The sequence below is a fragment of the Streptomyces sp. NPDC101152 genome (assembly GCF_044768275.1).
Lineage (GTDB): Bacteria > Actinomycetota > Actinomycetes > Streptomycetales > Streptomycetaceae > Streptomyces.
Window position 1 is genome coordinate 59,126 of the sequence record NZ_JBIWPO010000018.1, and the last position, 24,820, is coordinate 83,945.

Genomic DNA, 24,820 nt, shown 5'->3' on the forward strand with positions numbered 1-24,820 from the left:
GCACGGCCGTACGGCTCCCGCTCCTGCCCTCGTTGTCAGTGCCACCCCGCACAATGGAACCCGCGACACGAACCGTGGTGAAAGGGGGGTGAGGCATGACCGTCTGGGACGACCTCGTCGGGCAGGAGAAGGTGGCCGAGCAGCTGGACGCCGCCGCTCGGGACGCCGACGCCCTGGTCACCGCGGTCGCCGCCGACGCACCTGAGCCCGAGGCGTCGAAGATGACCCACGCCTGGTTGTTCACCGGGCCGCCCGGCGCCGGGCGGAACCAGGCGGCCCGGGCGTTCGCGGCCGCGTTGCAGTGCGTGTCGCCGGACCGCGCGCTCGGCGGCTCGCCCGGCTGCGGGTTCTGCGACGGCTGCCACACCGCCCTCGTGGGTACGCACGCCGACGTCACCACCGTCGCCGCCGTCGGCGCGCAGATCCTCGCCGACGACATGCGCGACACCGTACGGAAGTCGTACACCTCGCCGGCGAACGGCCGCTGGCAGGTCATCCTCGTCGAGGACGCCGAGCGGCTGAACGAGAAGTCGGCCAACGCCGTGCTGAAGGCGGTGGAGGAGCCCGCCCCCCGCACGGTCTGGCTGCTGTGCGCGCCCTCCATCGAGGACGTCCTGCCCACCATCCGCTCCCGCTGCCGGCACCTGAACCTGCTGACGCCGTCGGTCGACGCCGTCGCCGACATGCTCGTACGACGGGAGGGCGTCGAACCGGCCGTCGCGGCGGCCGCGGCCCGCGCGACCCAGGGGCACGTCGACCGGGCCCGCCGGCTGGCCACCGACCCGGCGGCCCGGGAGCGCCGCGCCGCCGTGCTGAAGCTGCCGCTGCGCGTCGAGGAGATCGGCGGCGCGCTGAAAGCCGCCCAGGAACTCGTCGACGCGGCCGCCGAGGACGCCAGACAGCTCGCCGAGGAGATGGACGGCAAGGAGACCGAGGAGCTGAAGGCGGCGATGGGCGCCTCCCAGGGCGGCCGGATGCCCCGCGGCACGGCGGGCGTGATGAAGGACCTGGAGGACAAGCAGAAGCGGCGCCGGACGAGAACGCAGCGCGACAGCCTCGACCTCGCGCTGACCGACCTCACCGGTTTCTACCGCGACGTCCTCGCCCTCCAGCTCGGTACCCGGGTGGCCTTGGCCAACGCGGACGCCGAGGACGCCCTGGAACGCCTGGCCCGCGGCAGCTCCCCCGAATCCACTCTCCGCCGTATCGAGGCGATCGCCGCGTGCCGCGACGCCCTCGACCAGAACGTGGCCCCGCTGCTCGCCGTCGAGGCGATGACGATGGCTCTCAGAGGGGGCTGAGCGACGATCAACGGGAGGTTGACCAGGTAACTCGTACGAGCCACGGTGGCGACGGACGGCATTCGATCCACCGCACAGAGTTACGCTCGCCAGATGTACATCAGGCGCAGCTCCCGTACCCGCCGGTCCCGAACCGCCGCCACCCTTCTCGCCACCGCCTCCCTCCTCGTGTCCGCCTGCTCCGCCACCGGCCCGACGAGCTCCGCCGGTGGTACGGCCCACGTGGAGCTGGCCGCGCTGCCGCAGTCGACGCCGTCCGCGCTGGCGCCGTACTACGAGCAGAAGCTGAGCTGGCGCAGCTGTGGAGTCCCCGGCTTCCAGTGCGCCACCATGAAGGCGCCGCTCGATTACGCCCGGCCTGGCGCCGGGGACGTACGGCTCGCCGTCGCCCGCAAGAAGGCCACCGGCAAGGGCAGGCCGCTCGGATCGCTGCTGGTGAACCCGGGCGGGCCGGGCGGCTCGGCGGTCGGCTACCTCGAGCAGTACGCGGGGATCGGCTACCCGGCTCAGGTGCGTGCCCGCTACGACATGGTCGCGGTCGACCCGCGCGGGGTCGCCCGCAGCGAGCCCGTCGAATGCCTGAGCGGGCGCCAGATGGACAGCTTCACGGAGACCGACACGACACCGGACGACCCCAAGGAGACCGACCGACTCGTCGCCGCCTACAAGCAGTTCGCTCAGGGCTGCGGCGCGCACTCGGCGCGGCTGCTGCGGCATGTGTCCACGGTGGAGGCGGCCCGTGACATGGACATCCTGCGGGCGGTCCTCGGCGACCGGAAGCTGACGTATGTGGGGGCGTCGTACGGGACATTCCTCGGCGCGACGTACGCCGGGCTGTTCCCGGCGCGGGTGGGCCGGCTGGTCCTCGACGGCGCGATGGACCCCTCCCTGCCCGCCCGCCGGATGAACCTGGACCAGACCGCCGGGTTCGAGACGGCGTTCCAGTCCTTCGCGAAGGACTGCGTACGGCAGTCCGACTGCCCGCTCGGCGGCCGGGGCACCACCCCGGCCCAGGTCGGCGAGCACCTCAGCGCCTTCTTCAGGAAACTGGACGCGCACCCCGTCCCCACCGGCGACCCCGACGGCCGCAAGCTCGGCGAGGCCCTCGCCACCACCGGCGTGATCGCCGCGATGTACGACGAGAGTTCCTGGGGGCAGCTGCGCGAGGCACTGACCTCGGCGATGAAGGAGAACGACGGCTCGGGCCTGCTGGTGCTCTCCGACAGCTACTACGAGCGGGACACCGACGGCCGCTACTCGAACCTGATGTTCGCCAACGCGGCCGTGAACTGCCTCGACCTGCCGCCCGCCTTCTCCTCCCCCGACCACGTGGAGAAGGCGCTGCCCGCCTTCGAGAAGGCGTCGCCGGTCTTCGGTGAGGGCCTTGCCTGGGCCTCACTGAACTGCGCCTACTGGCCGGTCAGGTCGACGGGCGAGCCGCACCGCATCGAGGCGAAGGGCGCGGCGCCGATCGTCGTGGTCGGCACCACCCGCGACCCGGCGACCCCCTACCGCTGGGCCCAGTCCCTCTCCCGTCAGCTCTCCTCGGCCCGCCTCCTCACCTACGTCGGCGACGGCCACACCGCCTACGGCCGCGGCAGCGACTGCATCGACTCCGCGATCGACACCTACCTCCTCCACGGCACCCCGCCGGCGGAGGGAAAGCGCTGCTCATAGGCCGTCCGCCCGCCCCCGGCCCCCACCTCCCGGGGCGTGTACGGAGCACCCCCGGAAACTGTGTAGACTTACCGACGTTGCTGATCGCACCATGGTGCGGACGGCGCGCCGCCTTAGCTCAGATGGCCAGAGCAACGCACTCGTAATGCGTAGGTCTCGGGTTCGAATCCCGAAGGCGGCTCTGTGGTGAACCCCAGGTCAAGCCTTTGACCTGGGGTTTCTTTGTTTCGTTGACCTTGGGACTCGGGTCAATCGGACACTCATGATCAACGCATCGTAATGCGTAGGTCTAAGGTTGACGTTCGGTAGTGATTCTGCTCTGAAGGGCTGTGAACTGGCCTTTTGTCGCCCGCTGTCGATCTGCCTTGGCCCGTTCGGGATGATGTGGTGGCCATTTGGTGGCCAAGCGTGCAGCCACCGTGCAGACCGGCTCCTACTCAGCCGCGCAATTGGGGGCAGGCAGGGGAACGACTGTTGTGCCAACCCGGCAATCGCGCGTTCCATCTGCCCCTCGCTTGGGCGATTGCCGGGCACTGGCCGGCTGTTGAATAGGATCTCTGGATTCGGGTCTGGGCTACTCGTCGCTCCACTTGGGCTCGCTCTCGCTCCCCACTCGCTTGAGTGGCGAAATCCGTGAGTCCGGGCGCCGCCCCCGTGGCCGGCGCGATGGCCACCAACTCCACTTCGGTCACTCGGACCCCCTTCGGTTGTGCGAGTTGTGCGACATGCTGAACAGGCCCTGAACCTGGCCCGCGACCACGGCTTCCGCGTAGCGGAGGGCCAGGCCCTGACCGTCCTGTGCGGCACAGCCGAGGCCGAGTCGACGTACGACGAAGCCGTCACCCTCGGCCAAAAGGCACTGGCCATCCACCGCGAGACCGGCCACCGCCTCGGCGAAGCCCGCACCCTCGTGGCACTCGCTCGCGCCCTCCAGAAGACCGACGGCGCTGCCGCTGAACTCATGAGACAGCAGGCGCTGGACATCTTCTCGGACGTGGGCGTGCCGGCGGAGGGTCTGTCCATTGGCTGGACAGACCCATGTCGCTCCTGATTCAGGGGGCGTGGTCCGGTCAGTGAGAGATCGTCACGCCGGAGTACCAGTCGATCGCTGTCCAGGCCACGGAGCGGGCGCCCGCGGTGGTTCAGAAGTACGACGGAACGTACTTGTAGCAGTAGTTGGTGCCGCCGTAGTAGGAGTCACCGTCGAGCAGCAGCCAGCCTCCCGTTCCCTTGCCCACGATGCCGTCCTTGGTGAGGCCGTGGCCGGAGTGGCTCTGATACCACTCGACCCAGCTGTAGGTGTTCGAACCGAACGATCCGTCCTCCGCCAGCGGGCGTCCGTGGCCCTTGGCCTGCGCGACGTCGTTGACGAGATGCTGCACGCACCACACGCCGTGGCTGTTGTTGGCGTAGCCGTAGCCGATGGTACCGGCGGACGGTGACGCCTGCGCCTGAGCAACGGCGCCGATCGCGAGGAGTGTGGTGGCGGCGGTGACTCCCGCCGCCCTGCCCATGGCAGTCAGTCGCATGGAAAAGGTCCCTTCGGTGATGTGGAGCCCTGCCGATGGAAACGGCGGCTTCCGACGGACGTCAGCATCGGTAGGTAAGCTTCGGCGAACCTGCAGTGGACCTGGAATCGGCTGGTCGGGACCGGTGTTGAGCGTATTTCGTTCCGCTGGTGTGTGACCCGGCCGCGTCGTTGGCGGTGTCGATCTGAGGTCTGTGGTCCGCGCGGGCCTGTCGTCCTTGGTGAGCGGCGCCGGCGTGCTCATGTCCGGTCATGAGTACGGCCCTCCCGGATCTCTTGGGCGAGCGGTCGGGAGGGCCGCTGCCGCGCGCGGAGGCGCTGTGGTCGCGGTAGAGGCTGATCCGCCCCGGGTCGAGAAGCGGTTGGTGGATGGCGAGGTGTGCCGTCCCGGGGTGCGGGGGCGGGTTCGTGGTGCCGTGGGGCTGGGCGAGTGACGGGGGCTGGGTGGACAGAGCCGTTCTCGGGTGAGGGCGCGCTGCGTTTCGTCGCTGCTCAGAAGCACCTGACGCCGGTGTCCCTCTGTCCCGACCGGTGGTCACGTCAGAGACGCTGGCCGAGCTGTCGGCCGAGACGCCCCGACACACAACGGACGGGTCCGCGTCGCCGCACCTTCACCCCGTCGGACATCGAAGGATGGTGGGGGCTTCCTGGATCTCGTCAGTGATGCTCTTCCTCGTCACTTGGTCGTATCTTCAAGCGCGTGGTGGGGACGACGAGCAAGACCGTGCGCAAGGGCCTGCCGACCGGCAGGTCGGCATACCCCGGCGGAGGCGGTGAGGATGCCCCCGGCCTGTCTCACACCGTTTCGCCTGGCGGGTTTCCGGTGGTGATGCGCCGGTGTTCGTCATCGGCCAGTTCGGACAGGGCGATCGCTCCGCAGCCGATGGACAGGGATTTGACCTGCTCCAGTTGCGCGAGTCCTTCTGCCCGGTGCCCGGAGGAGGACAGTGCGAGACCGGCCGTGAGCCGGGCCATCGCCTCGTGAAGAGGTGTTCGGGCCGCGCTGAACTCGGCGGCGGCCCGGCACGCAGTGGGGCCCGCCGCCGGATCTCGCTGGGCGAGTTGTACCTCGGCGCGAGCCAGCAGCGCGAAGCCGCGCCGACCGGGCGGCCCGTCAGGGTCCGCGGCGGCGGCCGCGCGATCGGCCCAGGTCTGGGCAGCAGCACCGTCGCCCAGGGCCAGCTCCGCGACAGCAAGCAGCCTGAACCACAGCGGGCGCACCGGTGCCTCGAACCCCAGGAGTTCGGGACCTCCTCCCGCCTCGAGTACCTTGTTGACGCAGCCGGCCGGATCGCCGTTGAGCAGGAGCGTGTTGCCGAGCATCCCGACCATCGCCGACCGACGCGCGCCCGGTGTCGCACCGGCCCGAGAGAGTGACTCTTCACAGATCTTCAGTGCCCCGCCGAAGTCCCCCCGCCACATCGAGACCGCTGCGCTCACCACTTCGGCCAGCGATCGCGGCTCGCCGCTGCCGACGAGTGATGCCGCTTCCAGAGCGTCGTCAGCGAACGTCGATGCCTCGTCCAGACGTCCCAGCCACATGAGGGCGTAGGCGGACGCGGCGAACAGGTCGGCGAGTACGCGGCTCTGGCCGGTGCGGCGCGACACCTCGAGTCCGCGGCCCAGAAGGCGCAGGGCGGTGTCGTAGCGTTCGTGGAGCATCGCCGTCCAACCGGCCGCGACAACGGCATCCATATTCTGGGCCAGTTCCCGGTCATCGGCATCGTCGAGCACGTCGAGCACCTGGCCGAGGAGGTGGGCCGACCGCATGTTGTCACCGCCGCCGGTATAGGCCAGTGCCAGCAGAGCGCGCACCGCGGTGATCTGCTGCAGGCCACCGACATGGCGCACCGATCGCAGCGCACGTTCGCTCCATTCGACGGCCGTGTGGAAGTCGTTCGTACGAAGCGCCACGACGGCGACCCCCACCTCCAGGGCCGCGGTTTCGCCTTCCGCCCGTTCGTCGTGGCCGGCCAGTTCCTGGAGCAGCAGGGCCATGGCCTCTTCGTACCGGCCGAGCATCCATTCCATCGTGGCCCAGGTGGCCGTCACGCGGGCCCGCTGGTCCGGGGCCTGCGTATGGAGCAGGGACGCCGCTGTGCGCAGGATGTCGCGGCTCTCGCGCAGACGCCCGGCCATGCCGAGCGCGTCGGCCTGCTGGAGCCACAGTTCGGGCCGCTGCCGGCTGCGCTCGCCGAGCAGCCGCAGGGCCTCCCCGGTCCAGTGGGCGGCGGCCGCGGGTGCGATCGTCGTCACCTGCCCGGCGGCCCGGACCAGGATGTCGGCGGCATGTTCATCTCCCATCCGCGCCGACCGCTGGACATGCAGGGCCTGGGCGGTCAGCGATGCGCCGCGTCGCGCCAGGGCGTCCGCTGCCCGGGCATGGGCCTCGATCCGCCAGCCGGCACCCGCCTCCTGATACACCGCCGACCGCACCAGCGGGTGGCGGAACCGGAATTGGCGTGTGGAACCGATCTGGCGTACGAGGTCCCGCTCCGCGACCTCGTCCAGAGCCACAAGTGCCTGCGCCTCACCGATCTGGGCCACGACCGCCACCATCTCGGCCTCGAAGGAGTCGCCGAGCACCGCGGCCGCCTTCGCACAGGCCCTCGCGGTGGCCGAGAGACCTCCCAGCTCCTCCAGGAGGGCGGCACTCACCGATTGGGGAAGATCGCCGGCCTCGACGGCCGAGTCGGCCGGGACCGCCGCAGGGCCCTCGTGGCCGGCCCTGCGGGCCAGCGCCTCCAGGTAGAACGGGTTGCCGCCGCTGGCCTCGTAACGCCACTGGAAGCCCCAATGATCCATCCTGGTATCGCACAACTGCGCCCCCTCGGCCGGGGACAGCGCACCGAGCTCGACTCTGGCCACCCGTCCCTTCGCACCCGCCCGGGCCATCGCCGCGGCAAGCCGCGGCGGCGCCTGCCGCGGACGGTAGGAGAGCGCGAGTAGCAACGGGGTGCGCGGCGGGTGCCGTACCAGATGGTCGATCAGCTCGGCTGTAGCGTCGTCCGCCCACTGCAGATCGTCCAGGCCGAGCACGAGCCCGCCGTCGGCGCTCAGCGCCTCCAGGAGCGCCCGTACGGCCCGGTGGAACCAGTACCGCTCGACGGCCACCGGTCCCGAACCGTTGGGAAACCGGTCGGCGAGCGCCGGGAAGACGGTACTCAGCACGTCGAACACGCCGGGCGACGACGCTCCTTCCTGGCCGGGCCGGAGAGTGTCCACATTGCCGAGGTGATCGTCCAGTGCGTCCACGAACACGCCGTACGGAGCACGGTCGAACTCCAGGCTCCGCCCGTCCAGGGTCACGAAACCGTGCCGCCGCGCACGCTCGCCCAGTTCGCCGAGCAGCCGCGTCTTTCCGATGCCCGGTTCCCCGACGATCTCGACCACTCCTGGCGCCCCGGCCATGGTGTCCTCGATCGCCCGGTCCAGGACCTCCAGCTCGGCCGCCCGCCCGATGAAACGGCTTCCCGTCCGGGCCTGCCGCTGCCTCGGCGCGGAGGCAGCGGGTAACGGGGCCGGTACGAGGGTGGGTCCCGGCTCGCGACGGACGGCGGGTGCGTTCAGCGAGGGGTCGGCGGTGAGGATGCGCTGGTGCAGCTGCCGCAGTGGGAGGCCGGGGTCGCAGCCGAGTTCCTCGGCCAGCAGCGATCGGGTCCGCTGGTAGTGGCCGAGGGCGTCGGCCGGGCGGCCACAGCGGTACAGGGCGAGGATGAACTGGCCGGCCAGCCGTTCATCCAGCGGATGTGCCCCGGTCCGGGCCGACAGGTTGGCCAGCAACTCGGCGTGGTGACCGAGGCGAAGCCGGACGTCGGTCTGGTCGAGTTCGACCGCGGCTCGCTGCTGGTTCACGACATCGCGCAGGGCGTTGATCCAGGGGGTGTCCAGACCGGCGAAGGCATCTCCCCGCCAGAGGCCGAGTGCCTGACCGAACAAGGTCGCGGCTGCCTCTTCCCGGCCGCTCTGCCCGGCCGTCCGGGCCCGTAGCGCAAGGTCGTGGAAACGGTGCAGGTCCACTGCCGCCGCCTCGACGTCGAGTACGTAACCTCCAGAGCGCCGGACGATGGCCGCCCCCTCAGCGTGGGCCAACGCCTGGCGGAGACGGGAGACGTAGCCGTAGAGCGTGTTACGGGCCCGCTGCGGAAGACGGTCGGACCAGACGCGGTCGGCGAGTTGGTCGATCGACACCACGCGGTTGGCTTCCACCAGCAGTACGGCCAGCACGCACCGCTGCCGAGCGTGGCCCAGTCCGACGATTCGGCCTTCGACACGCGCCTCGATACCGCCGAGCAGTGTGAACTCCGCCGACACGACGTCACCCCCCTGAGGTCGGACTCTATTCCCGGGGCACGTGGTCTGAACAGGTGATTCAAGGTTTGTCCCAGGTTTACGGCAAACCCGCCGAGCACGGTGGTCACACGGGGCGAACTTCCCCAGGGCGCGGAAAAGGGCCGTGTTCATGGCGGTGGCTGCGGCTGGAACGCGCCAGAAGATTCTCGATCTAGGAAGAGGTAATGATGAAGATCAACCTGAAGCGTGCTGTGGTAAGCGGGTTGGCAGCGGTTTCACTTGCCGCTGGCGGCCTGGTCGCCACCGCCGGATCCGCCTCCGCGGCCCCCACCTGCACTTCCTGGCAGGACAAGAACACCTACGGCGTCAAGTGCGAAACCTCTGCCGCCTACTACGCCAGCGTGAAGTGCTCCAACGGCAAGCACGCCACCGGTGTCACGACCAACAGCAACCGATGGTCGTATGCGTATTGCACCTCGTACGGCAGGTCCGTCCACATCCTTCCGGGGGCATACGGTAAGCCCGTCTTTCCGTGACAATCACGTCTGCAGCGGCCCGGACAGGGCGCGTGTAGACGGTCAGAGCCCCTACCCCCGAGGAGCGGGGTAGGGCCTCTTTGCGTCGCAAGGTCTCTGCGCTGGACGCCACTTTGGCGCCCGGCCGTCAACGGCCCCTTCACGTACACCGCTACGGCCAATGCCAACCAGTCCCCCTGGACGGACTGGACGCAGGACGACAACCCCGGCGAGAGCAAGCCGACCCTGTTGACCCTGCCCGATCTGAACGCGTACCGCATCAAGACCGCCCAGTCGCACAACTACGCGCTCCTGGCGTACGGGACATGGCGCCACATCCGGACCGACACCGCCTCCGACAGCCAGGGCCGGGTTTCCACCGACGACGCGCACGGTGACGTGAGCGTGGCCGCGCAGGAGAAGTGCGTTACCACCACCTACGCGGCGCCGTCGGCCGGCAACACCGTGACCCTGTCCCACCCGGACCAGGTCACCTCCGTCAGCGGGCCGTGTGGCACCGCGGCCTCAGCGAGCACACTGCTGGCGGACAAGAAGATCTACTACGACGGCGACGGCATCGTCACCAACCTGGGCACCTTCGGACAGCTCGACCAGAACAGCAGTACTGCCATCGGCCAGGTGAGCGCCGTGCGCACCGCCACCGACTACACCGGCAGCACCGAGAACTGGCAGACCAACTCGGCGATGAAGTACGACGGCGCCGGGCGCATCACCGACTCCGTCGAAGCCACGGGGCAGAGCACCCACACCGCGTTCAGCCCCCCGTGGTCCCTCCTCGGCGGCAACACCAACCCGACCAGCATCACGACCACCAACTGCCAGAGCTGGAAGGTCACTTCCACCCTCGACGCACGGCGCGGTCTGCCCACCGAGAACGTCGACGCCAACAACCGCAAGACCGATATCACCTACCACCCGCTCGGGCGGCGCACGGCCGTCTGGCTGCCGGGTCGCGACAAGGCCGAGGAGGACCCCGACCCCGCGGCACCGCCGACCACCGTCGAGGGCGCCTGCTGGACCAAGATCGAGCAGGGCCGGCATCTGCTGCTCGACGTCGACCTCCCCCCAAGGGCTTCTCGCCCGAGCCCGAGGTTGGCCCGGGCCTCGCCCACTCGGTATCGGTCGGTACCGAGCGGGACGGCGGCAAGGAAACCTGTTGGCACTGATCCGGAGATCGATGCATCAGGGGGCAGGTAGCCTGCCGCGCCGCCACCGTGCCAGGGTGAGCGGGCAGCGGGCAGCGGGCAGCGGGCAGCGGGTTCAGGTGAGAGTGGTCAAGGCGTGGCTCACCGTCGTCCTCGTCGACGGCACACGGCGCACGAAGCTGTGGTGCCTGCTGACCAATCTCCTGGATGCCGACAGCCGGGCGCTGTGGGAGATCCACAACCCGGACAACCTCGCACCTTGTCGTCAGTGGTGACCCCGTCGGTGGCCAGCCGGTGGCCGGACGCCTTTGGACGACGTAACACGAGGCAGCGCAGACCAACCAGCCGCACGTGCTCTGATCAGGCAGAACGTCACTCGGTAGCATGGCCAGACACTACGCAACACGAACGCTCACGGTCTCGTAATGCGTAGGTCTCGGGTTCGAATCCCGAAGGCGGCTCTTCTTGAACCCCAGGTCAGGGCCCTGGCCTGGGGTTTTGTGTTGTTTGTGACGACGTCAGGGTTTATGCGCCCGACGCTCTGCGGAGGTGGCGCAGGGCGCGTGCGGCCGCGTGGGCTCCGCACATTCCGTGCGCGCCGGGGCCGGGCGGGGTGGCGGCGGAGCACAGGTAGTGGCCGGGCAGCCCGATGTCGTAGGGGTGCAGGGTGGGGCGTGGACCGAAGAGCAGTTGGGGGATGTCCTTGGCACCGGTCATGATGTTGCCGCCGACGTAGTTCGGGTTGTGGTCGGTGAATCCGGGGGTGGTGCGGATGGCGGTGCCGACGATCCGGTCCCTGAAGCCCGGGGCGAACCGTTCGATCTGAGCGGTGATCGCTTCGGTGGCGTCGCCGGGGTAGCCGTTCGGGACGTGGGCGTAGGTCCACACCGGGTGCACGTTGCCCACCGACCGCCGCGGGTCGGCGAGGTACTGCTGTCCGACCAGGACGAACGGGCGGTCCGGCATCCGGCCGGCGTGGATCTCGCGTTCGGTGGCGGCGATCTCGGCGAAGTTGCCTCCCACGTGCACCGTGCCGGCCCGGCGCGCCGCTTCGGCGGTCCAGGGGACTCCGCCCTCGACGGCGAAGTCGACCTTGAACGCCCCGGGGCCGTAGCGGAACCGGCGGTAGGCCCGGGCGACGCGCGGCGGCAGCAGCTCGCCCATGATGTCCGCCAGGGCGGTGGGCGTCACGTCCCAGAGGGTCACGTCCGTGGGCGGCAGCTCCCGGGCCGACCGCACGCGGACGCCCGTCTCGATTTTCCCGCCGAGGTCGAGCAGCAGCGCCGCCATGGCGTCGGTGATACGGCGTGATCCTCCTTCGGCGACGGCCCAGCCGTGCCGGTGTCCCGCGGTGAGGATGCCGAGTCCGATGCTGGCGCTGAGGGGTCGGTGGAGGGGGCGGTAGGCGTGTGCCGCGACCCCGCCGAAGAGAGCCCTGGCCTCCTCGGTCGCGAAGAGCTTCGCCAGCAGCGACGCGGGGGCGAGCGCGGGCGCGCCGAAGCGGGCGAGACGGACGGGGTGCCGTGGCAGGCGCATGAGCGGGCCGAGGATGTCGTCGCTCCAGGTGTCGTAGGCCGCCGAGGGGCCGTCGAGCAGCCTCCGCCAGCGCCGTCCGTCGGTGCCGAGACCGGTGGCGGTCTCGGCGACCGAGCGGTGCAGCACTCCGGCCGTGCCGCCGTCGAGCGGATGCACGCAGTCGATCTCCGGCCGTGCCCACCTCAGCCCGTACCGGCCGAGGTCGAGGGAGTGCAGGAACGGTGAGCCGACGGCCATCGGGTGGACGGCCGAGCAGTGGTCGTGCAGCATCCCGGGCAGGATCGCCTCGCTAGAGCGTGTGCCGCCGCCGATCTCGTCGGCCGCCTCCAGCACGGTGACCGCCACGCCCTCGTGGGCGAGGGCGACGGCGGCGGCGAGCCCGTTGGGGCCCGCGCCGACCACGATCGCCGTGCTCACGCCGCCGAGTCTTCCACGGCGACCCGCGCCGGGGCCGGGGACGACGGTTCGCGGGTCCAGGTCACGTCGAGCGGGATCGGGCCGTTCGGCAGCCACGGCTGCTCCTCGACCGCGTCGGCGACCTTCCACGTTCCGCGCTCGATCACTCCGAGCGCGGCGTCGATCACCTGGTAGTGCTGGATCCCGCGGTGGATGGGCTGCGACTCCACCCAGACGACGATCCACTCCCCGGGGGCGAATCCGATCCGGGACTGTACGGCGTTGATCAGGTCGATGTTGTGCAGGTGGCCGTCTCCGAAGTTGAACCCGATCAACGAGTTGCACGCGAACTCGGCTTCGCGCACGGTGCGTTGGCCGAGATCCGGGAGGTTCTTCAGCAGGACCGAGAACAGGCCGCGGCCCTGGCTGTGCATCGACCGCCAGGCGATGGTCTGCTGCATGGTGATCTCGGCGACCGCCGGTGGGTAGCCCATTGCCTGGAGTTGGTCCACCTGGTTCTGTGTCGGCCGGTGCGGCAGGGAGTTGAGCTTCTCCTCCGCGCCCGGTGCGAAGACCCACAGCGCGGAGGCCCAGTTGCCCGCGTACTGGCGCATCGAGGGCAGGAACGACACCAGGTCGGGGCGCAGGTTGCCCAGGATCGGGAAGAACAGCAGCGCTGCGGCGATCCCGGCGGTCAGCCACGGTGACGACATGTCGCCCACGCCGTAGCCGGCCTGGGCCGGGAAGCCGAGGAAGAGGAAGACCGACAGGTAGGCGAAGAGGATGTTCCACTCCAGCGGCACCGCCAGCGGGAACGTGGACGTGATGAACAGGTGGAAGACGACCATCAGCAGGACGCCGGCCAGGGTGAGCCAGTGGCTCGTGGAGAACAGCAGCACCAACGGGGTGACGACCTCGACGGTCGTACCGCCGACATGGGCCATGAACGACGAGACCTTCGACGGGCGGATGTCCCGGGGGAAGTCACGGTAGTGCAGCCGCTTGATCCGCTTCGACGGGACGCAGGGGCTGTTGGAGACCATGGGCGCGACCACGTTGGTGAAGTGCAGCCCGAACTTGGACACCCCGGCACCCACCCACACCACCACGATCAGCAGCTTCGCCGCGATGATCATGTCGGTGAACGGCAGGACCGCGAAGAACACCAGCGCGGGCAGGTACTGCTCGCCGCGGGCGGCCAGGAAGATCGTCTTGTCCCGCAGACCACACACGACGTACAGCACGATGGGCGCGACCAGCAGGGCCGGGCGCACGAGACCGTCGGCGGGTACCGCGACCGCTACCAGCAGGGAGGTCAGGAAGGCCAGGTAGAGCAGTACGTCGGCCACGGTGCGGCGGTCGCCGTCGGCGAACGGGACTCGCTTCCAGGGGCGCAGCCGGATGGTGCCCGGCCGGGCCCAGAACAGGATCCCGCCGGTCATCGGCTTGAACTTGCCGGCGATCGGTCCCCAGGAACCGCCCACGCCGAGCGTCTCCAGGAAGACTGTCCACAGCACCAGCTTCTGGTAGACGACCGGTCGGTTCCACCAGTGCGTGACGTCCCAGAACGGGCCGGCGTCCGAGGTCCACGTCGCCAGCGCCGTCCCGGCGAGGACGTAGAGGAAAAAGACCTTGAGCACGTAGGTGGTGTGGATCATTTTCGGCGTACCGAAACCGTGTTCCACCCAGTGCAGGGCCAGTGCTTTCGTGCGTTCCATAAGTGGTTTCTGCAGGAATGTTTCCTGGTCGACCTGTGGGAAGTCGCCTGTTTTGAACCCCATGCTGCTCGCCTTTTCTGTGGGTGTTTTCGGGTGTGACGATCCGCGCCCGGGAGTCTCGCGGAAAAGGACTCCGGGCGAATTCTTCGCCTGGATCTCTTATGCGTTGACGGATGAGTTGCGCAGCCGCGGCTTGTCGATCTTTCCGACGGGGTTCTTCGGCAACGACTCGGTGACGTGGACCGACACCGGCACCTTGATACGGGCCAGCGACTCGCGGCAGTGCTCGATGAGCTCGGCGGCGGTGGCCTCCGCGTCGGGAAACAGCGCGACGTGGGCGACGGGAACCTCGCCGAGCACCGGGTCGGGGGCACCGACCACGGCGGCCTCCAGCACCGCCGGGTGGGTGTGCAGGACGATCTCGATCTCCTTGGGATAGATGTTCTCCCCACCGCGGATGATCATGTCCTTGATCCGGTCGACCAGGACGAGATAGCCGTCCGCGTCGAACCGGCCCACGTCGCCGGTGTGCAGCCAGCCGTCGACGACGGTGGCGGCCGTCTCCCGAGGCAGGCCGAGGTAGCCGCGCATGACGTTCGGGCCCCGGACGACCACCTCGCCCGCGGACCCGTCGTCGAGGAGATTGCCCTCGGCGTCCATCACGGCGACGGTCTGTCCTGGCAGCGGGAGCCCCACCGTGCCGGGCTTGCGTGGCCCGGCGGGAGGGTTCAGCGTCGAGGCGCAGGTGCCCTCGGACAGCCCGTACCCCTCGACGACCGGCACCGCGAACCTGTCCTCGAACCGGGCGATCAACTCGGCGGGCATCGGCGCGGCGCCGCAGATCACCCGGCGCAGCGACGTGGTGTCCGGACGGACCTCGTCCGGCAGTGACACGAGCATCGCGTAGATCGCCGGGACGGCCGAGAAGTAGGACGGTCGGACATGTTCGACCGTGGCAAAGAACGTCGACGGCCGGAAGCGGTCGGCGATCGTCGTATGTCCACCCGCCAGCAGCGGCGACAGTACGCTCACAACGATCCCGTTGACGTGGAACAACGGCAGGATCAGCAGACTGTGATCGGTTTCGTCCAGACCCATGCCGTCGATGATCATCCGGCACATGGCCGCGATATTGGCGTGGTCGAGCATGACGCCCTTCGGGCGCCCCGTGGTCCCGCTCGTGTAGATGATCAGGGCGAGGGAGTCGAGGGCGAGGGCGACGGTGTCCGGGGCCGTGACCTGGTCCGTGATCGAGGTGGGCGCCACCGCGGTCACATCGAGCGTCCCGATCGTGCCGGTGCGGCCGTCGGTGATCACGATCCTGGCCGCGGAGTCCTCGATCTGATGGCGGACCTCGGCGTCGGTGAGCTCGGGGTTCACGGGCGTGACCGCGGCGCCGAGACGCCATGCCGCGAACATGATGACGACCAGTTCCAGACGATTCGGAAGAACCACCGCCACCACGTCTCCGGCACGTATTCCGGCAGCGTGAAGAACTGCCGCCGCGCCCCGGACGTGTTTCAGGAAATCCTGATTTCTCAGCTGTTCATGGTCATCCGCGATACAGGGGCCCGCGGGGTTCCGTGCGGCCCGGACGTCCGGCAATTCAGCGATGTGCTGCACGATTCGATTCCTCACCATTGAGTCGCACCGTGACGAAGGTGGTGAGGAAAAGGTAGGCAGCGAGCACGTGGCCGACCATGGGCCTGCGTCCCAGCCCGCGCCCTTTCCTTTGTGCCGCCGTCACAAAGCGGGAGGCTCGGTCACCGGGTCGCCGCCGTGCTCTGTCCCGGCGCAGGCCGTCACGTTACCTTCCGGGTATGAGCGTCCAAGTCGACGGTGCCGTGCACGACGTCGCCCAGCACATCCAGGCCGACCTGGAGAACCTCACGGCGGAGATGACCACGATGTTCATCGACGTCATCCCCGAATTCCGCCACGACGACGCCGTGCGGCGGCTCATGGTCGCCAGCACCTCGTCGAATCTGACGGCCATCGTCGACATGCTGGCGCTGGGCATCTCCCTCGACGACATCGCCGTGCCGCCCGCCGCGGCCGAGTACGCCCGTCGCTTCGCCCAGCACGGCCTGTCCCTGGAAGGACTGCTGCGCGCCTACCGCCTCGGCGAGCACATGTTCGTGCAGTGGGCCATGACCGTCCTCGGACGCCTCGACCTGTCGACGGAGGAGGCGCTGGCGACGACGAGCAGGATCGCGCTCCTGACGAACAGTTACATCGACCAGGTCATCGAGGGCATCATCGACATCTACGAGGATGAGCGCAGACGATGGGACGCCCGCTCCGACGCGGCCCGCGCCGCCCAGGTCCGGGCCGTGCTCGACACCGAGGGACTCGACCTGGCGTCGGCCGAGCAGATGCTTTCGACGTCCCTTCGCGGATGGCACCTCGCCGCGATCATCTGGACGCGACCCGGATCGTCCGCCCCCGCCGGGGCGGAACTCCGCGCCGGGGCGGCGATGCTGGCCGCGGCCACCGGCAAGTCCCCGCTGACGATCTCCGCCGACGAGCAGACGCACTGGGCGTGGATCTCCTCCGCAGGCAAACCGGTCCTCGACGTACCTCGGCTCAAGGAGGAGCTCTCCAGACACCCCGAGCTCTGTATCGCCCTCGGCGACCCGTCTTCCGGGCTCGACGGATTCCGTCAGACGTTCCGGGACGCGCAGCGGGCCCGCGATGTCGCCGTCACCGGAGCTGACCCCGACCGCTCGCTCATCCTCCACTCCCACGTCGCGTTGGCCGGTCTCCTCGTCGACCACCTCCCCGACGTCAGAGTCTGGGCCGAACGCGCCCTGGGCGACCTCATGGGCGATGACGACGCCACGATCCGCCTGCGTGAGACCGTGCGGGTCTTCCTGGACGCGCGAGGCAGCTTCACCGACGCCGCCGCACGCCTGCACGTCCACAAGAACACCGTGCACTACCGCGTCCGCAAGGCCGAGGAGATCCTGGGCCACTCGCTCGCCGAGAACCGGCTGGCCATCGAGGTGGCCCTGCTGGCCTGCGCACAACTGGGACTCCGGTCCGCTGAGGGTGCGCGGAGGTCATCGTGACCGACGATCAGGTCCAGGGCGTCCGGATATCCGAAGGGCTCGCACCGTGCTTGCTGCGCGCAGGTCCCCCTGCCTGGGCAAGCCTCCGTGACCGGCCACGTCGAGCTCGACCTGTCAGCGGGCGTCCGCTTCCGGCTCCGGTACGGGGAGTTCGTCGAGATCGAGGGTGAAGGTGCGGCCGTCGGCCAGCGGGACGGGGAGCTTGCCCGTACCGTATGCGCGGGTGTGGGCGGTGCTGCAGCCGCTCGCGGTGGGTTCGGTGTGCAGGACGACTTCCCGGGCGTAGGGGTCCACGACCAGGTAGACGGGGATGCCGTAACGGCCGTACTTGGCGGTGCAGTCGTCGTAGTCCTTGCGGGCGGAGAAGGTCGAGACGACCTCGGAGATCAGCAGGACGTCCTCGAAGCTGTATCGCTTGCCTTCCTTGCGTGCGTCTTCGCGCAGGATGGCCAGGTCGGGGGCGGAGTTCTCGTCGGCGGGGAAGTAGATGTAGACGTCGGAGGCGGTCTTCGCATGGCGTCCGAGGGACACGATCGTGTCGTGGTGCAGCGACTTGATCGTGCTGGAATGCTCGAAGCTCCGCGGGGTCATGATCACCTTTCCGTCGGACCCGAACAGGACGGTGTAACCCTTGGGGAACTCGGTGTGCACGATCGCGTCGACACTCATGGGCGGTACTCCCTCCCTGTGCCGTCACGATACGGCGCGAGCGCCATGTCACCGGGCTGAGCAGTATGTAGGCGGCCCCACCGCTGCGGGGTACGGATCTGCTGTGATCTCCAAGCGAGGGACCTTGATCATTTGCTCTGGCCTACGGAGACTGGATCTGATGCAATCGCGTGGCCCAGCTCGTCACCCCAGGTCAGGTATCGGCTGACCTGGGGTTCCTTGTTCTGGTCAGGAAGCCGGTGGCCGAGCGGGCAGAGCGGCCGGGGTCACCCCGTCACTGGATGGTCCAGGTCTGGTTGGTCTGGTTCAGTGCCATCCACTGGTCGATGCCGGCACCCGCCGTGGTCGATCCTCCGCCGACCTCGACGGCCTGCTTGCTCTCGAAGTTGCGGATCACCCATCCGCCGTTGAGCGGTTCGAAGTACCAGAGCTGGTTGTTGCCGCCGTTCCAGGTCCGCTGCTCCAGCGTCGTGCCCCTGGAGTGGGACCCGCTGTTGATGTCGAGGACCTTGCCGCTGTTTCGGTTGACGATCTTGTAGAGCTGGCCGGTGACCGGCACGATGTTCCACTGCTGGTTGGTGCCGGTGTTGCTCTGCCACTGGATGACGCTCGCGCCGTCGGAGGTGGAGGCACCGGACACGTCGGCCACCAACCCGCTGTTGACGTTCTTGATCGTGTAGTACGTCGACGGGCTGACGTTCGGTACGGAGGTGGCGTCCTCCAGCGCGCCGTCGCCCTGCTGGACGCTGAAGTCGGCGATGAAGAAGTAGCCGCCGTCGGTCTTGGCGACCCGCACGTAGCGGAACTTCTGGCGTACGTCGATGGTGCCGGTGAGCGTCGAGCCGAACGGCAGCGTGGTGGCGCCCTGGCGTCCCACCACGGTGTAGGTGGCGAAGGTCGGGTCGTTCGAGGCCCGGATCTCGAAGTTGTCGCGGGTCGCGGGCTGGTCGATGTCCTGGCGGGTGGTGAACGAGTACTGCCCGAGCTGGTAGGCCTGGCCCAGGTCGACCTGCCACCAGGCGGAGGTGTCGGTGCCGGTGGGCGACCAGCCGGTCGAGGCGTTGTTGTCGTCGGCCTTGTCCGGTGTCCAGCTGGAGCTGGCGACGGAGGAGGCGGAGGCGGGCTGGTTGTAGGCGAGGTTGATCTTCGCCAGGAGCGCCTGGTAGGCGGGCTCCAGGCCCGATGCTTCCATGATCGAGGTGCCGGTGGTGGAGTTGCCGGACAGCGTGACGTTGGTGCCGTTGCGGTTCTGGTTGATGTAGTTGGCGGTGTTCGACAGGACGTTGTTGGAGACGGTCATGTTGTTCGACCCCTCGTCCAGGTAGATTCCGGCGACCGCCGAGTTGCACGCCGCGGGCGAGCGCACCGCTTCGTGGATGTAGTTGTTGTTGATCACCGTGCCGGGGTCGTTGGACAGGTGGTAGATGCCGGCGGTGTCGCACAGCCGGTTCACCACGTCGCCGATCCGGTTGTAGCTGATCGAGTTGTTGCCCTCCGCGTTGGCCGCGGACTGCCAGCCCCAGCCGAGCGAGATGCCGGCCCACGGTGAGTCGGAGATGTCGTTGTGGTTGATCGTGGTGCTGTTGACGAAGCCCGCGTTGATGCCGGCCGTGCCGAGGTAGTCCTCACCGGTGTGGGTGATCAGGTTGTCGGTGACGGTGATGTTCTTGACGACCTCGCGCGCGTCCTCACCGGCCGGCGAGGTCGGCGGGTTGTAGATGGTGTGCATCTCCACGGTGGGGTCGGAGAACTTGCCCACCATGATCCCGTTGCCGGACACGTCGTGGATGATGTTGCCGGTCACGGTGCTGTTGTGCACGCCGTGGTGCAGGTCGAGGGCGGTGGCACCCATCTGGGTGAACGTGTCGCCGGTGAAGGAGACGCTGTCGGTGTCGGCGACCTGGACTCCGGCCGGAGGGCGGCCGACGTACTGGTTGTTGGCGGCGTCGGCGGAGATGTTGTAGTTGCCGCCCTGGCCATTGAGCACGCCGTTGTCGGTGCCCTCCATCCAGGTGGTCTGGGCGAAGGTGATCCCGGAGAACCGCAGGTTGTGGGCCGGGCTGCCCAGACTGCTGCCGTGAACGTCGAAGAGCGTCTGGAGGGTCGGTGCCTGCACGGTGGCCGTCGACATGTCCTCGCCGGAGCGGGGCTTGTAGTAGACCTTCTGCGCGGTGGTGTCGACGTAGAACTCGCCGGGCTCGTTGAGGAACTCGTGGGCGTTCTCGAAGTGCAGCGGGGAACCGTTGGACAGCAGCGGGTAGGGGCGCGGGAAGAGGATCCCCGCCTCATGGTCCTGGAGCGAGACGTTCGCCAAGCCGTTGCCGGTCGTGAACGACTTCAGCCGCAGATAGTTCTCCGCCCACTGCAGTTCCAGCTTCATCTCCACCTGGCTGAGGTTGCCCCAGTTGGAGACCTGGGAGCTGAGGACCTTGAGCAACTGGTTGGTCTTGTCACTGCCCTGCAACTGGAAGTCCGACCCGAGGTCGGGATAGCGGGCACGGGTGGCGCGGACCCCGTTGACGTACATCTGCCGGAAGGTGAAGGTGCCCACCGGCGCCTGGTACTCGCCGTTGCCGACCGCGGTCCACCCGCTGATGGTCTTGGCGCTGGTCACGACGGGGGTCTCACCGTTGTACGCCTGGTAGACCACGGTGTGGCCGTTGGTACCGGAGTCGCTGGTGCCGAACGTGACCGGGCTGGTCAGGGGGTAGGTGCCTCCACGTAGGTTCACGACGATGTCGTCGGACATGTTCGAGTCGATGGCGCGGACCGCGGACTGGGCCGCCTGGATCGTCTTGAAAGCCGCAGCGGTGCTGGTGCCCGCGTTGCTGTCGCTGCCGTTGACGGGGTCGACGTAGAAGTTCATCGTTGCCGCTTGGGCGGTCTGGGCGGGCAGCACGGTCGCCCAGACGACGACCAGCGCCGCGAACGCTTTGCTCAGCCCCGCACCGCTGCGTAGGGGTCTCATATGTGGCGTCCCTTCCTGGAGCCCCCGCTGTTCCATGAGTTGCATTTATCCGGGTGGAAGGACGACGGCGTCAAGACGCTGAACACCGGGATCTTTGTCATCAATCGCCTGTAACTGCTGTTTAGGTACAGCGAAAACGAGTTCACTCGGCTGAGACGGGCTCGCTCGCCATTCGTCTTACGGCAACCTCAGCAACCCTGCCGGGCCCGCACGTTCCTGAAATGAGTCGTATTCATTTTGGGGAGGCTCGCGCCCGTCTCAACGACGCGCTGGTGCGGTTCCGTTCGCTGTCCGGTGGCGGCGACGCCTACGACGAGGGCCGCGTCTACATGAGCCTGGGCGAGGCGCACCTGGACGCGGGGAACACGGACCTCGCGCAGGTGTGCCTGGACAAGGCCGTCGCGTCCATGGAAAGAGCGGGCGCTGGGCTGCAACTCGCCGACGCCTTCGAGTCGCGGCGCGCTGCCATCGTCTCGCGGACCGTCCGGATCGGGCGGCGGAGGATCTCCGCACCGCCGCCGCGTACTACGAGGAGAACGGTGGCCGGGTCGGTGCCGAGCGAATCCGGACGGCGCTCGCCGAACTGGAGGCGTGAGACCCGGACTGCGGGAGTGGTTCGACGGTGACGTGATGTGCCGCGGCGCCGGTGCGCACGGTGATCGCGGGGACTGCTTCGCCCAGCGGCTGCCCGTTCGCGAGCCAGGCGTAGAGCGCCGAGGCGTAGACGGCGGGATCGCACAGGTCGGGCCGCCCGTCGGGTTGCGTCGCCGCGGACAGTCGTACGAGGTCTCCCGCGCGGGTGCGTAGGACACAGCGGTCCGGGCCGTCGACATAGGCGGCCAACCCGCAGTACGGATGGCGCTCGAGCGCCTCCGCCGCCCAGACGGCCGGTGGACCGAGCCGAGGATCGGCCGTGGCGGCATGCCGTACGACGATGTCGGCGACGCTCAGTCGGCCGGATTCCCGGGTCTCCTCGTCGACCACCGAGTGCACGGTGTCCACCTGCGCCGCCGGGTCCGGTGACGGGTCGGGCTCGTCGCCGATGACGGCGTGCCGGACGAGGGCGAGTTCCGGCGGATCGGTGCTGATCTGCCGTACGAGGACGCGGATCGGCGTGGTGACGCGGGCGGGGGTGTACGGCGGCAGGGGCAGCGGGTCGAGCAGCGCCGGGTGCCCTTCGGGTTCGGGGAGGTCCATGAGGCCGTAGAAGAGGCGGCGCAGCAGGGCGGCCGACTCGCCGGGTGCCGAACTGGTCTGCTCCGCCAGTTCCTTGTAGCGGCCGGGATCGTGCGAGGTGATGGCCCGGTCGATCTGGGTGCGGAGGCTGCCGCGGCGGCTGAGGCGGGGAGCCGTGCGGCCGAGGGCGGCCACCGGGGAGTCGGGGTCGAGGTCCTCCTCCGGGAACGCTCCGAGGAGGACGGGGACGCCTATGGACGCCGCGTAGTAGGTGACGCTGGAGTGGTCCCCGAGGACGCAGTCGGCGGCGATCAGGGCCTGTCTCCACCCGTCGAGCGGCGGTATCGCCTCGAGGCCGGCTCGCCGCGCGTTGTCCAGCCACGCACGGACCTGGCCGGGACCATGGCCGTACCAGATGTTCGGATGCAGCACGGCGGTCGTCCGGTACTCGTCGGTCGGCAGGTCCGCCGCCAGACGTGACAGCAGCCAGGGCAGCAGATCATCCGCACCCGGCTCGCCGGGTCCGAACAGTGAGCGTGGTGCCCAGGTCGAGCTGACGACGATCAGCCGCCGGCCGGGCCCCACTCCCAGGGCACGGCGGAAACGGTCGCGTTGGGGGAGTGCGGCGAGGATGCGGTCTAGCAAGGATCCCCGGCCAGGACCGCGGTGGGCACGGCCTCGGGACAGGACGAGCGAAGCCTCTCCAGCTGTTCGGGGTGGGACAGCACCGTGGCGGACGCGAGCGGACGCCCGTCCTCCAGGAGCCAGTCCGGCGCCATGCCGAAGACCGGTGCCGGCGCCGGTGTCCTTGACGTCCGGTGTCCGGTCGCCAGCCTCTTGTTGTAGCCCGTCCCATGGGACAGGATGGCCAACTTGCCCCGTATCGAGGCGAGTTCGCCGCCGTAGCTCGCGGCCACCGCCAGGTCGAACGCCGTGTCCTGGGCCTGGTCCCAAGGCAGGACGGGCAGCCCCGCCCGGGCCAGCAACTCGGGTACTCCGGCAAGGAAGGGAGAGGAACCCGTGCAGGTGGCGAACATCTGCACGCGCACATCGCTGTTGAACAGCGGAAGGACGTCCAGCAGGCGGGTCGCGGACGTCACGTTGTGCACGATGAGCAGGACACGACGACAGCCCACCCGTGTGACCCACCGCTCCGCGTCCTCACCCACCGGTACGCGCAACCCCATCTGTTCCACCTGTTGCACTGCGGAGCTCAGCGCAGGCCCGCGAAGAGGTCGTCCTCGGGCAGGGGCGCGCCGGTGGTGTCGTGGACGCGGACGAACGTCTCCACGCCCATGAGCTGGGTGAACCTCTCCTTGCCCATCCGCAGGAAGAAGATGTTCTCGGCCTGGCTGGCGTGCGCGGCGAGCGCGTCGAACTTCTGGCCGCCGAACCCGGTGGTGTCCACCCACGTGGTGATCTCCTCGTCGGGCAGACCGATGTCGGGCACCGCCGCGGCCTCGGACGGATCCGGCTCCTCCCAGTCCGCGCCGAACTCCCGCATGACCTTCCCGAACTCCTCCATCATCGAGCGCGGCGCCGTCGTCCAGTACACCTTCGACGCCACCCCCGTCAGGGCCAGCGCCGCCATCGTGATCCGGTTGGCCTGGATGTGGTCGGGGTGGCCGTAGAAACCGTTCTCGTCATAGGTAACTACGACATCGGGCCGGTGACGCAGCATCAGCTCGGCCAGCCGGGCGGCCGCCTCCTTTACGGGCGTACTCCAGAACGATCCGGGCGCCGTGTTCGCCGGCCAGCCCATCATCCCGGAGTCGGCGTACCCGAGCAGCTCGAGATGACCGACCCCCAGGACGTCACAGCTCGCTTCGAGCTCGCCCCGACGCATCGCGGCAACAGCTGCCGGATCGTGCTCGGGGTCGCCCGGCTTGACGCCCCCCGGACCGTCACCGCAGCTGCCGTCCGTACAGGTGACGAGCACCGTGCGGATGCCCTCCGCCGCACAACGCGCCAGGACACCCCCCGTGCCCGTGGCCTCGTCGTCCGGGTGGGCGTGCACTGCCATCAACGTCAAAGGCCGGTCAGCCATGAGATATCCGTCCCCTGGTCGGTCACGCGATCGGCGCCGGTCCGCGGCACGGGGAATGTGTCCGCCCGCGGTCGCCGTACTCCGTCCGGGATTCCCAGGATCGACCGGCCTGGGGCACCCGCTGCTGTCCTTCACCTGATCATGTCAGAACACCCCCGGGTCTTGAGGACCGTGATGTGCCGGGCACGCCGCGGTCAGCCCCAGCCGCCGAGCAGCCCGGAACTCAGTTGTGCGTCGCAGATGTTGTAGCCGCCCGATGCGTGACCCTTCTTCGTCTTGCCGTCGATGGTGACCGAGCAGTCGATGTCGCCGGACCCCTGCAGCTGCGCCGACACGGTGTAGTACATCGCGTTCTTGTTCAGGGGCAGCGTCGCTTCGAACGTGCCGTTGTCGAAGGTGCCCTTGCGGTTGTCGGTGTCCGAGCCGTACGTGATGTCCAGGGGACCGAGCGCGCCGGCGGGGGCGGTTCCCCACACCTTGAAGACGACGGTCTTCTGCGCCGCCTGCTTGGTGGGGCTCGTCGACGGGGAGGCGGCGGGCCGGACGGCGTTCGAACTGCTGGGCTTCTTCGAGCCGGAGCCGCTGCTGACGAGGGCACCGGCGATGGCGATGAGCACGAAGAGGCCGATGATCCCGAGGCAACCGATACCGATGATCTTCCCGGCGCCGGACTTCTTCGGGGGCTGCGGGAACGGGGGCTGCCCGTAGGGCTGCTGGCCCCAGCCGGGCGGAGGCTGCTGTGGGTACTGGTTGCTCATG

At 68.9% G+C, this 24,820-nt stretch carries 18 protein-coding genes and 1 tRNA gene; 8 read left to right on the top strand and 11 right to left on the bottom strand.

Annotation, left to right across the window (positions count from 1 at the left end; genetic code table 11):
• The first annotated feature begins 95 nt into the window (after nucleotides 1-95).
• The 4 genes from ACIRVK_RS23485 (at nucleotide 96) to ACIRVK_RS23500 (ending at nucleotide 4,029) form a co-directional block, all read left to right on the top strand.
• Entirely contained in the window at nucleotides 96-1,301 is a 1,206-nt protein-coding gene (locus ACIRVK_RS23485) for a DNA polymerase III subunit delta' (protein ID WP_404250037.1), read from the top strand.
• A gap of 93 nt (nucleotides 1,302-1,394) precedes the next feature.
• A complete protein-coding gene (locus tag ACIRVK_RS23490) occupies nucleotides 1,395-2,978 on the top strand; it encodes an alpha/beta hydrolase (RefSeq protein WP_404250039.1) in 1,584 nt (527 codons plus the stop codon).
• Between the two features lie 107 nt (nucleotides 2,979-3,085).
• Nucleotides 3,086-3,159 (top strand) — tRNA-Thr (locus ACIRVK_RS23495).
• 537 nt (nucleotides 3,160-3,696) lie between these two features.
• Nucleotides 3,697-4,029, top strand: a complete 333-nt coding sequence (locus ACIRVK_RS23500) for a tetratricopeptide repeat protein (RefSeq protein WP_404250041.1) — start codon at nucleotides 3,697-3,699, stop codon at nucleotides 4,027-4,029.
• 91 nt (nucleotides 4,030-4,120) lie between these two features.
• Here the strand turns inward: ACIRVK_RS23500 and ACIRVK_RS23505 are convergent, their stop codons facing one another.
• Nucleotides 4,121-4,507: a peptidoglycan-binding protein gene (locus ACIRVK_RS23505; RefSeq protein WP_404250042.1), complete on the bottom strand. Its 387-nt coding sequence runs from the start codon at nucleotides 4,505-4,507 to the stop codon at nucleotides 4,121-4,123.
• A 794-nt stretch (nucleotides 4,508-5,301) separates the two neighbouring features.
• Nucleotides 5,302-8,820 carry a BTAD domain-containing putative transcriptional regulator gene (locus tag ACIRVK_RS23510; RefSeq protein ID WP_404250044.1) on the bottom strand — a complete coding sequence of 1,173 codons (3,519 nt, stop codon included), beginning with the start codon at nucleotides 8,818-8,820 and terminating at the stop codon, nucleotides 5,302-5,304.
• A gap of 203 nt (nucleotides 8,821-9,023) precedes the next feature.
• On the opposite strand from ACIRVK_RS23510, the gene ACIRVK_RS23515 reads away from it, so the two are divergent.
• The 3 genes from ACIRVK_RS23515 (at nucleotide 9,024) to ACIRVK_RS23525 (ending at nucleotide 10,755) form a co-directional block, all read left to right on the top strand.
• Nucleotides 9,024-9,335 carry a hypothetical protein gene (locus ACIRVK_RS23515; protein WP_404250046.1) on the top strand — a complete coding sequence of 104 codons (312 nt, stop codon included), beginning with the start codon at nucleotides 9,024-9,026 and terminating at the stop codon, nucleotides 9,333-9,335.
• Between the two features lie 228 nt (nucleotides 9,336-9,563).
• Nucleotides 9,564-10,532, top strand: coding sequence for a hypothetical protein (locus ACIRVK_RS23520; protein WP_404250048.1), 969 nt, complete (start codon nucleotides 9,564-9,566; stop codon nucleotides 10,530-10,532).
• Nucleotides 10,533-10,557: 25 nt separating this feature from the next.
• The gene (locus tag ACIRVK_RS23525; RefSeq protein WP_404250050.1) at nucleotides 10,558-10,755 is read left to right on the top strand and encodes a hypothetical protein; all 198 of its coding nucleotides are present in this window, start codon (nucleotides 10,558-10,560) and stop codon (nucleotides 10,753-10,755) included.
• Nucleotides 10,756-11,005: 250 nt separating this feature from the next.
• On the opposite strand, the gene ACIRVK_RS23530 is transcribed toward ACIRVK_RS23525, so the two are convergent.
• The 3 genes from ACIRVK_RS23530 to ACIRVK_RS23540 all read right to left on the bottom strand — a co-directional run bounded on the left by ACIRVK_RS23530 (nucleotide 11,006) and on the right by ACIRVK_RS23540 (nucleotide 15,771).
• Nucleotides 11,006-12,433: a phytoene desaturase family protein gene (locus ACIRVK_RS23530; RefSeq protein ID WP_404250052.1), complete on the bottom strand. Its 1,428-nt coding sequence runs from the start codon at nucleotides 12,431-12,433 to the stop codon at nucleotides 11,006-11,008.
• Nucleotides 12,430-14,193: a DUF3556 domain-containing protein gene (locus ACIRVK_RS23535; protein WP_404250054.1), complete on the bottom strand. Its 1,764-nt coding sequence runs from the start codon at nucleotides 14,191-14,193 to the stop codon at nucleotides 12,430-12,432. Before ACIRVK_RS23535 ends, ACIRVK_RS23530 begins: the two co-directional genes overlap by 4 nt.
• Nucleotides 14,194-14,289: 96 nt before the next feature.
• Nucleotides 14,290-15,771, bottom strand: a complete 1,482-nt coding sequence (locus ACIRVK_RS23540) for a class I adenylate-forming enzyme family protein (protein ID WP_404250056.1) — start codon at nucleotides 15,769-15,771, stop codon at nucleotides 14,290-14,292.
• Nucleotides 15,772-15,950: 179 nt separating this feature from the next.
• Here ACIRVK_RS23540 and ACIRVK_RS23545 point away from each other — a divergent pair, with 179 nt between their 5' ends.
• Entirely contained in the window at nucleotides 15,951-17,201 is a 1,251-nt protein-coding gene (locus tag ACIRVK_RS23545; protein WP_404250058.1) for a helix-turn-helix domain-containing protein, read from the top strand.
• A 114-nt stretch (nucleotides 17,202-17,315) separates the two neighbouring features.
• Here the strand turns inward: ACIRVK_RS23545 and ACIRVK_RS23550 are convergent, their stop codons facing one another.
• The 6 genes from ACIRVK_RS23550 to ACIRVK_RS23575 form a co-directional block, all read right to left on the bottom strand.
• Nucleotides 17,316-17,870: a Uma2 family endonuclease gene (locus tag ACIRVK_RS23550; RefSeq protein WP_404250060.1), complete on the bottom strand. Its 555-nt coding sequence runs from the start codon at nucleotides 17,868-17,870 to the stop codon at nucleotides 17,316-17,318.
• A 274-nt stretch (nucleotides 17,871-18,144) separates the two neighbouring features.
• The gene (locus ACIRVK_RS23555) at nucleotides 18,145-20,838 is read right to left on the bottom strand and encodes an RICIN domain-containing protein (protein ID WP_404250062.1); all 2,694 of its coding nucleotides are present in this window, start codon (nucleotides 20,836-20,838) and stop codon (nucleotides 18,145-18,147) included.
• Nucleotides 20,839-21,363: 525 nt separating this feature from the next.
• Complete coding sequence (locus ACIRVK_RS23560) at nucleotides 21,364-22,659, bottom strand: hypothetical protein (protein WP_404250064.1); 1,296 nt, start codon at nucleotides 22,657-22,659, stop codon at nucleotides 21,364-21,366.
• Nucleotides 22,653-23,201, bottom strand: a complete 549-nt coding sequence (locus ACIRVK_RS23565; protein ID WP_404250066.1) for a hypothetical protein — start codon at nucleotides 23,199-23,201, stop codon at nucleotides 22,653-22,655. Before ACIRVK_RS23565 ends, ACIRVK_RS23560 begins: the two co-directional genes overlap by 7 nt.
• Before the next feature lie 26 nt (nucleotides 23,202-23,227).
• Nucleotides 23,228-24,061: a PIG-L family deacetylase gene (locus ACIRVK_RS23570; RefSeq protein WP_404250068.1), complete on the bottom strand. Its 834-nt coding sequence runs from the start codon at nucleotides 24,059-24,061 to the stop codon at nucleotides 23,228-23,230.
• Nucleotides 24,062-24,255: 194 nt separating this feature from the next.
• Nucleotides 24,256-24,819: a hypothetical protein gene (locus tag ACIRVK_RS23575; protein ID WP_404250070.1), complete on the bottom strand. Its 564-nt coding sequence runs from the start codon at nucleotides 24,817-24,819 to the stop codon at nucleotides 24,256-24,258.
• Nucleotide 24,820: the final 1 nt, after the last annotated feature.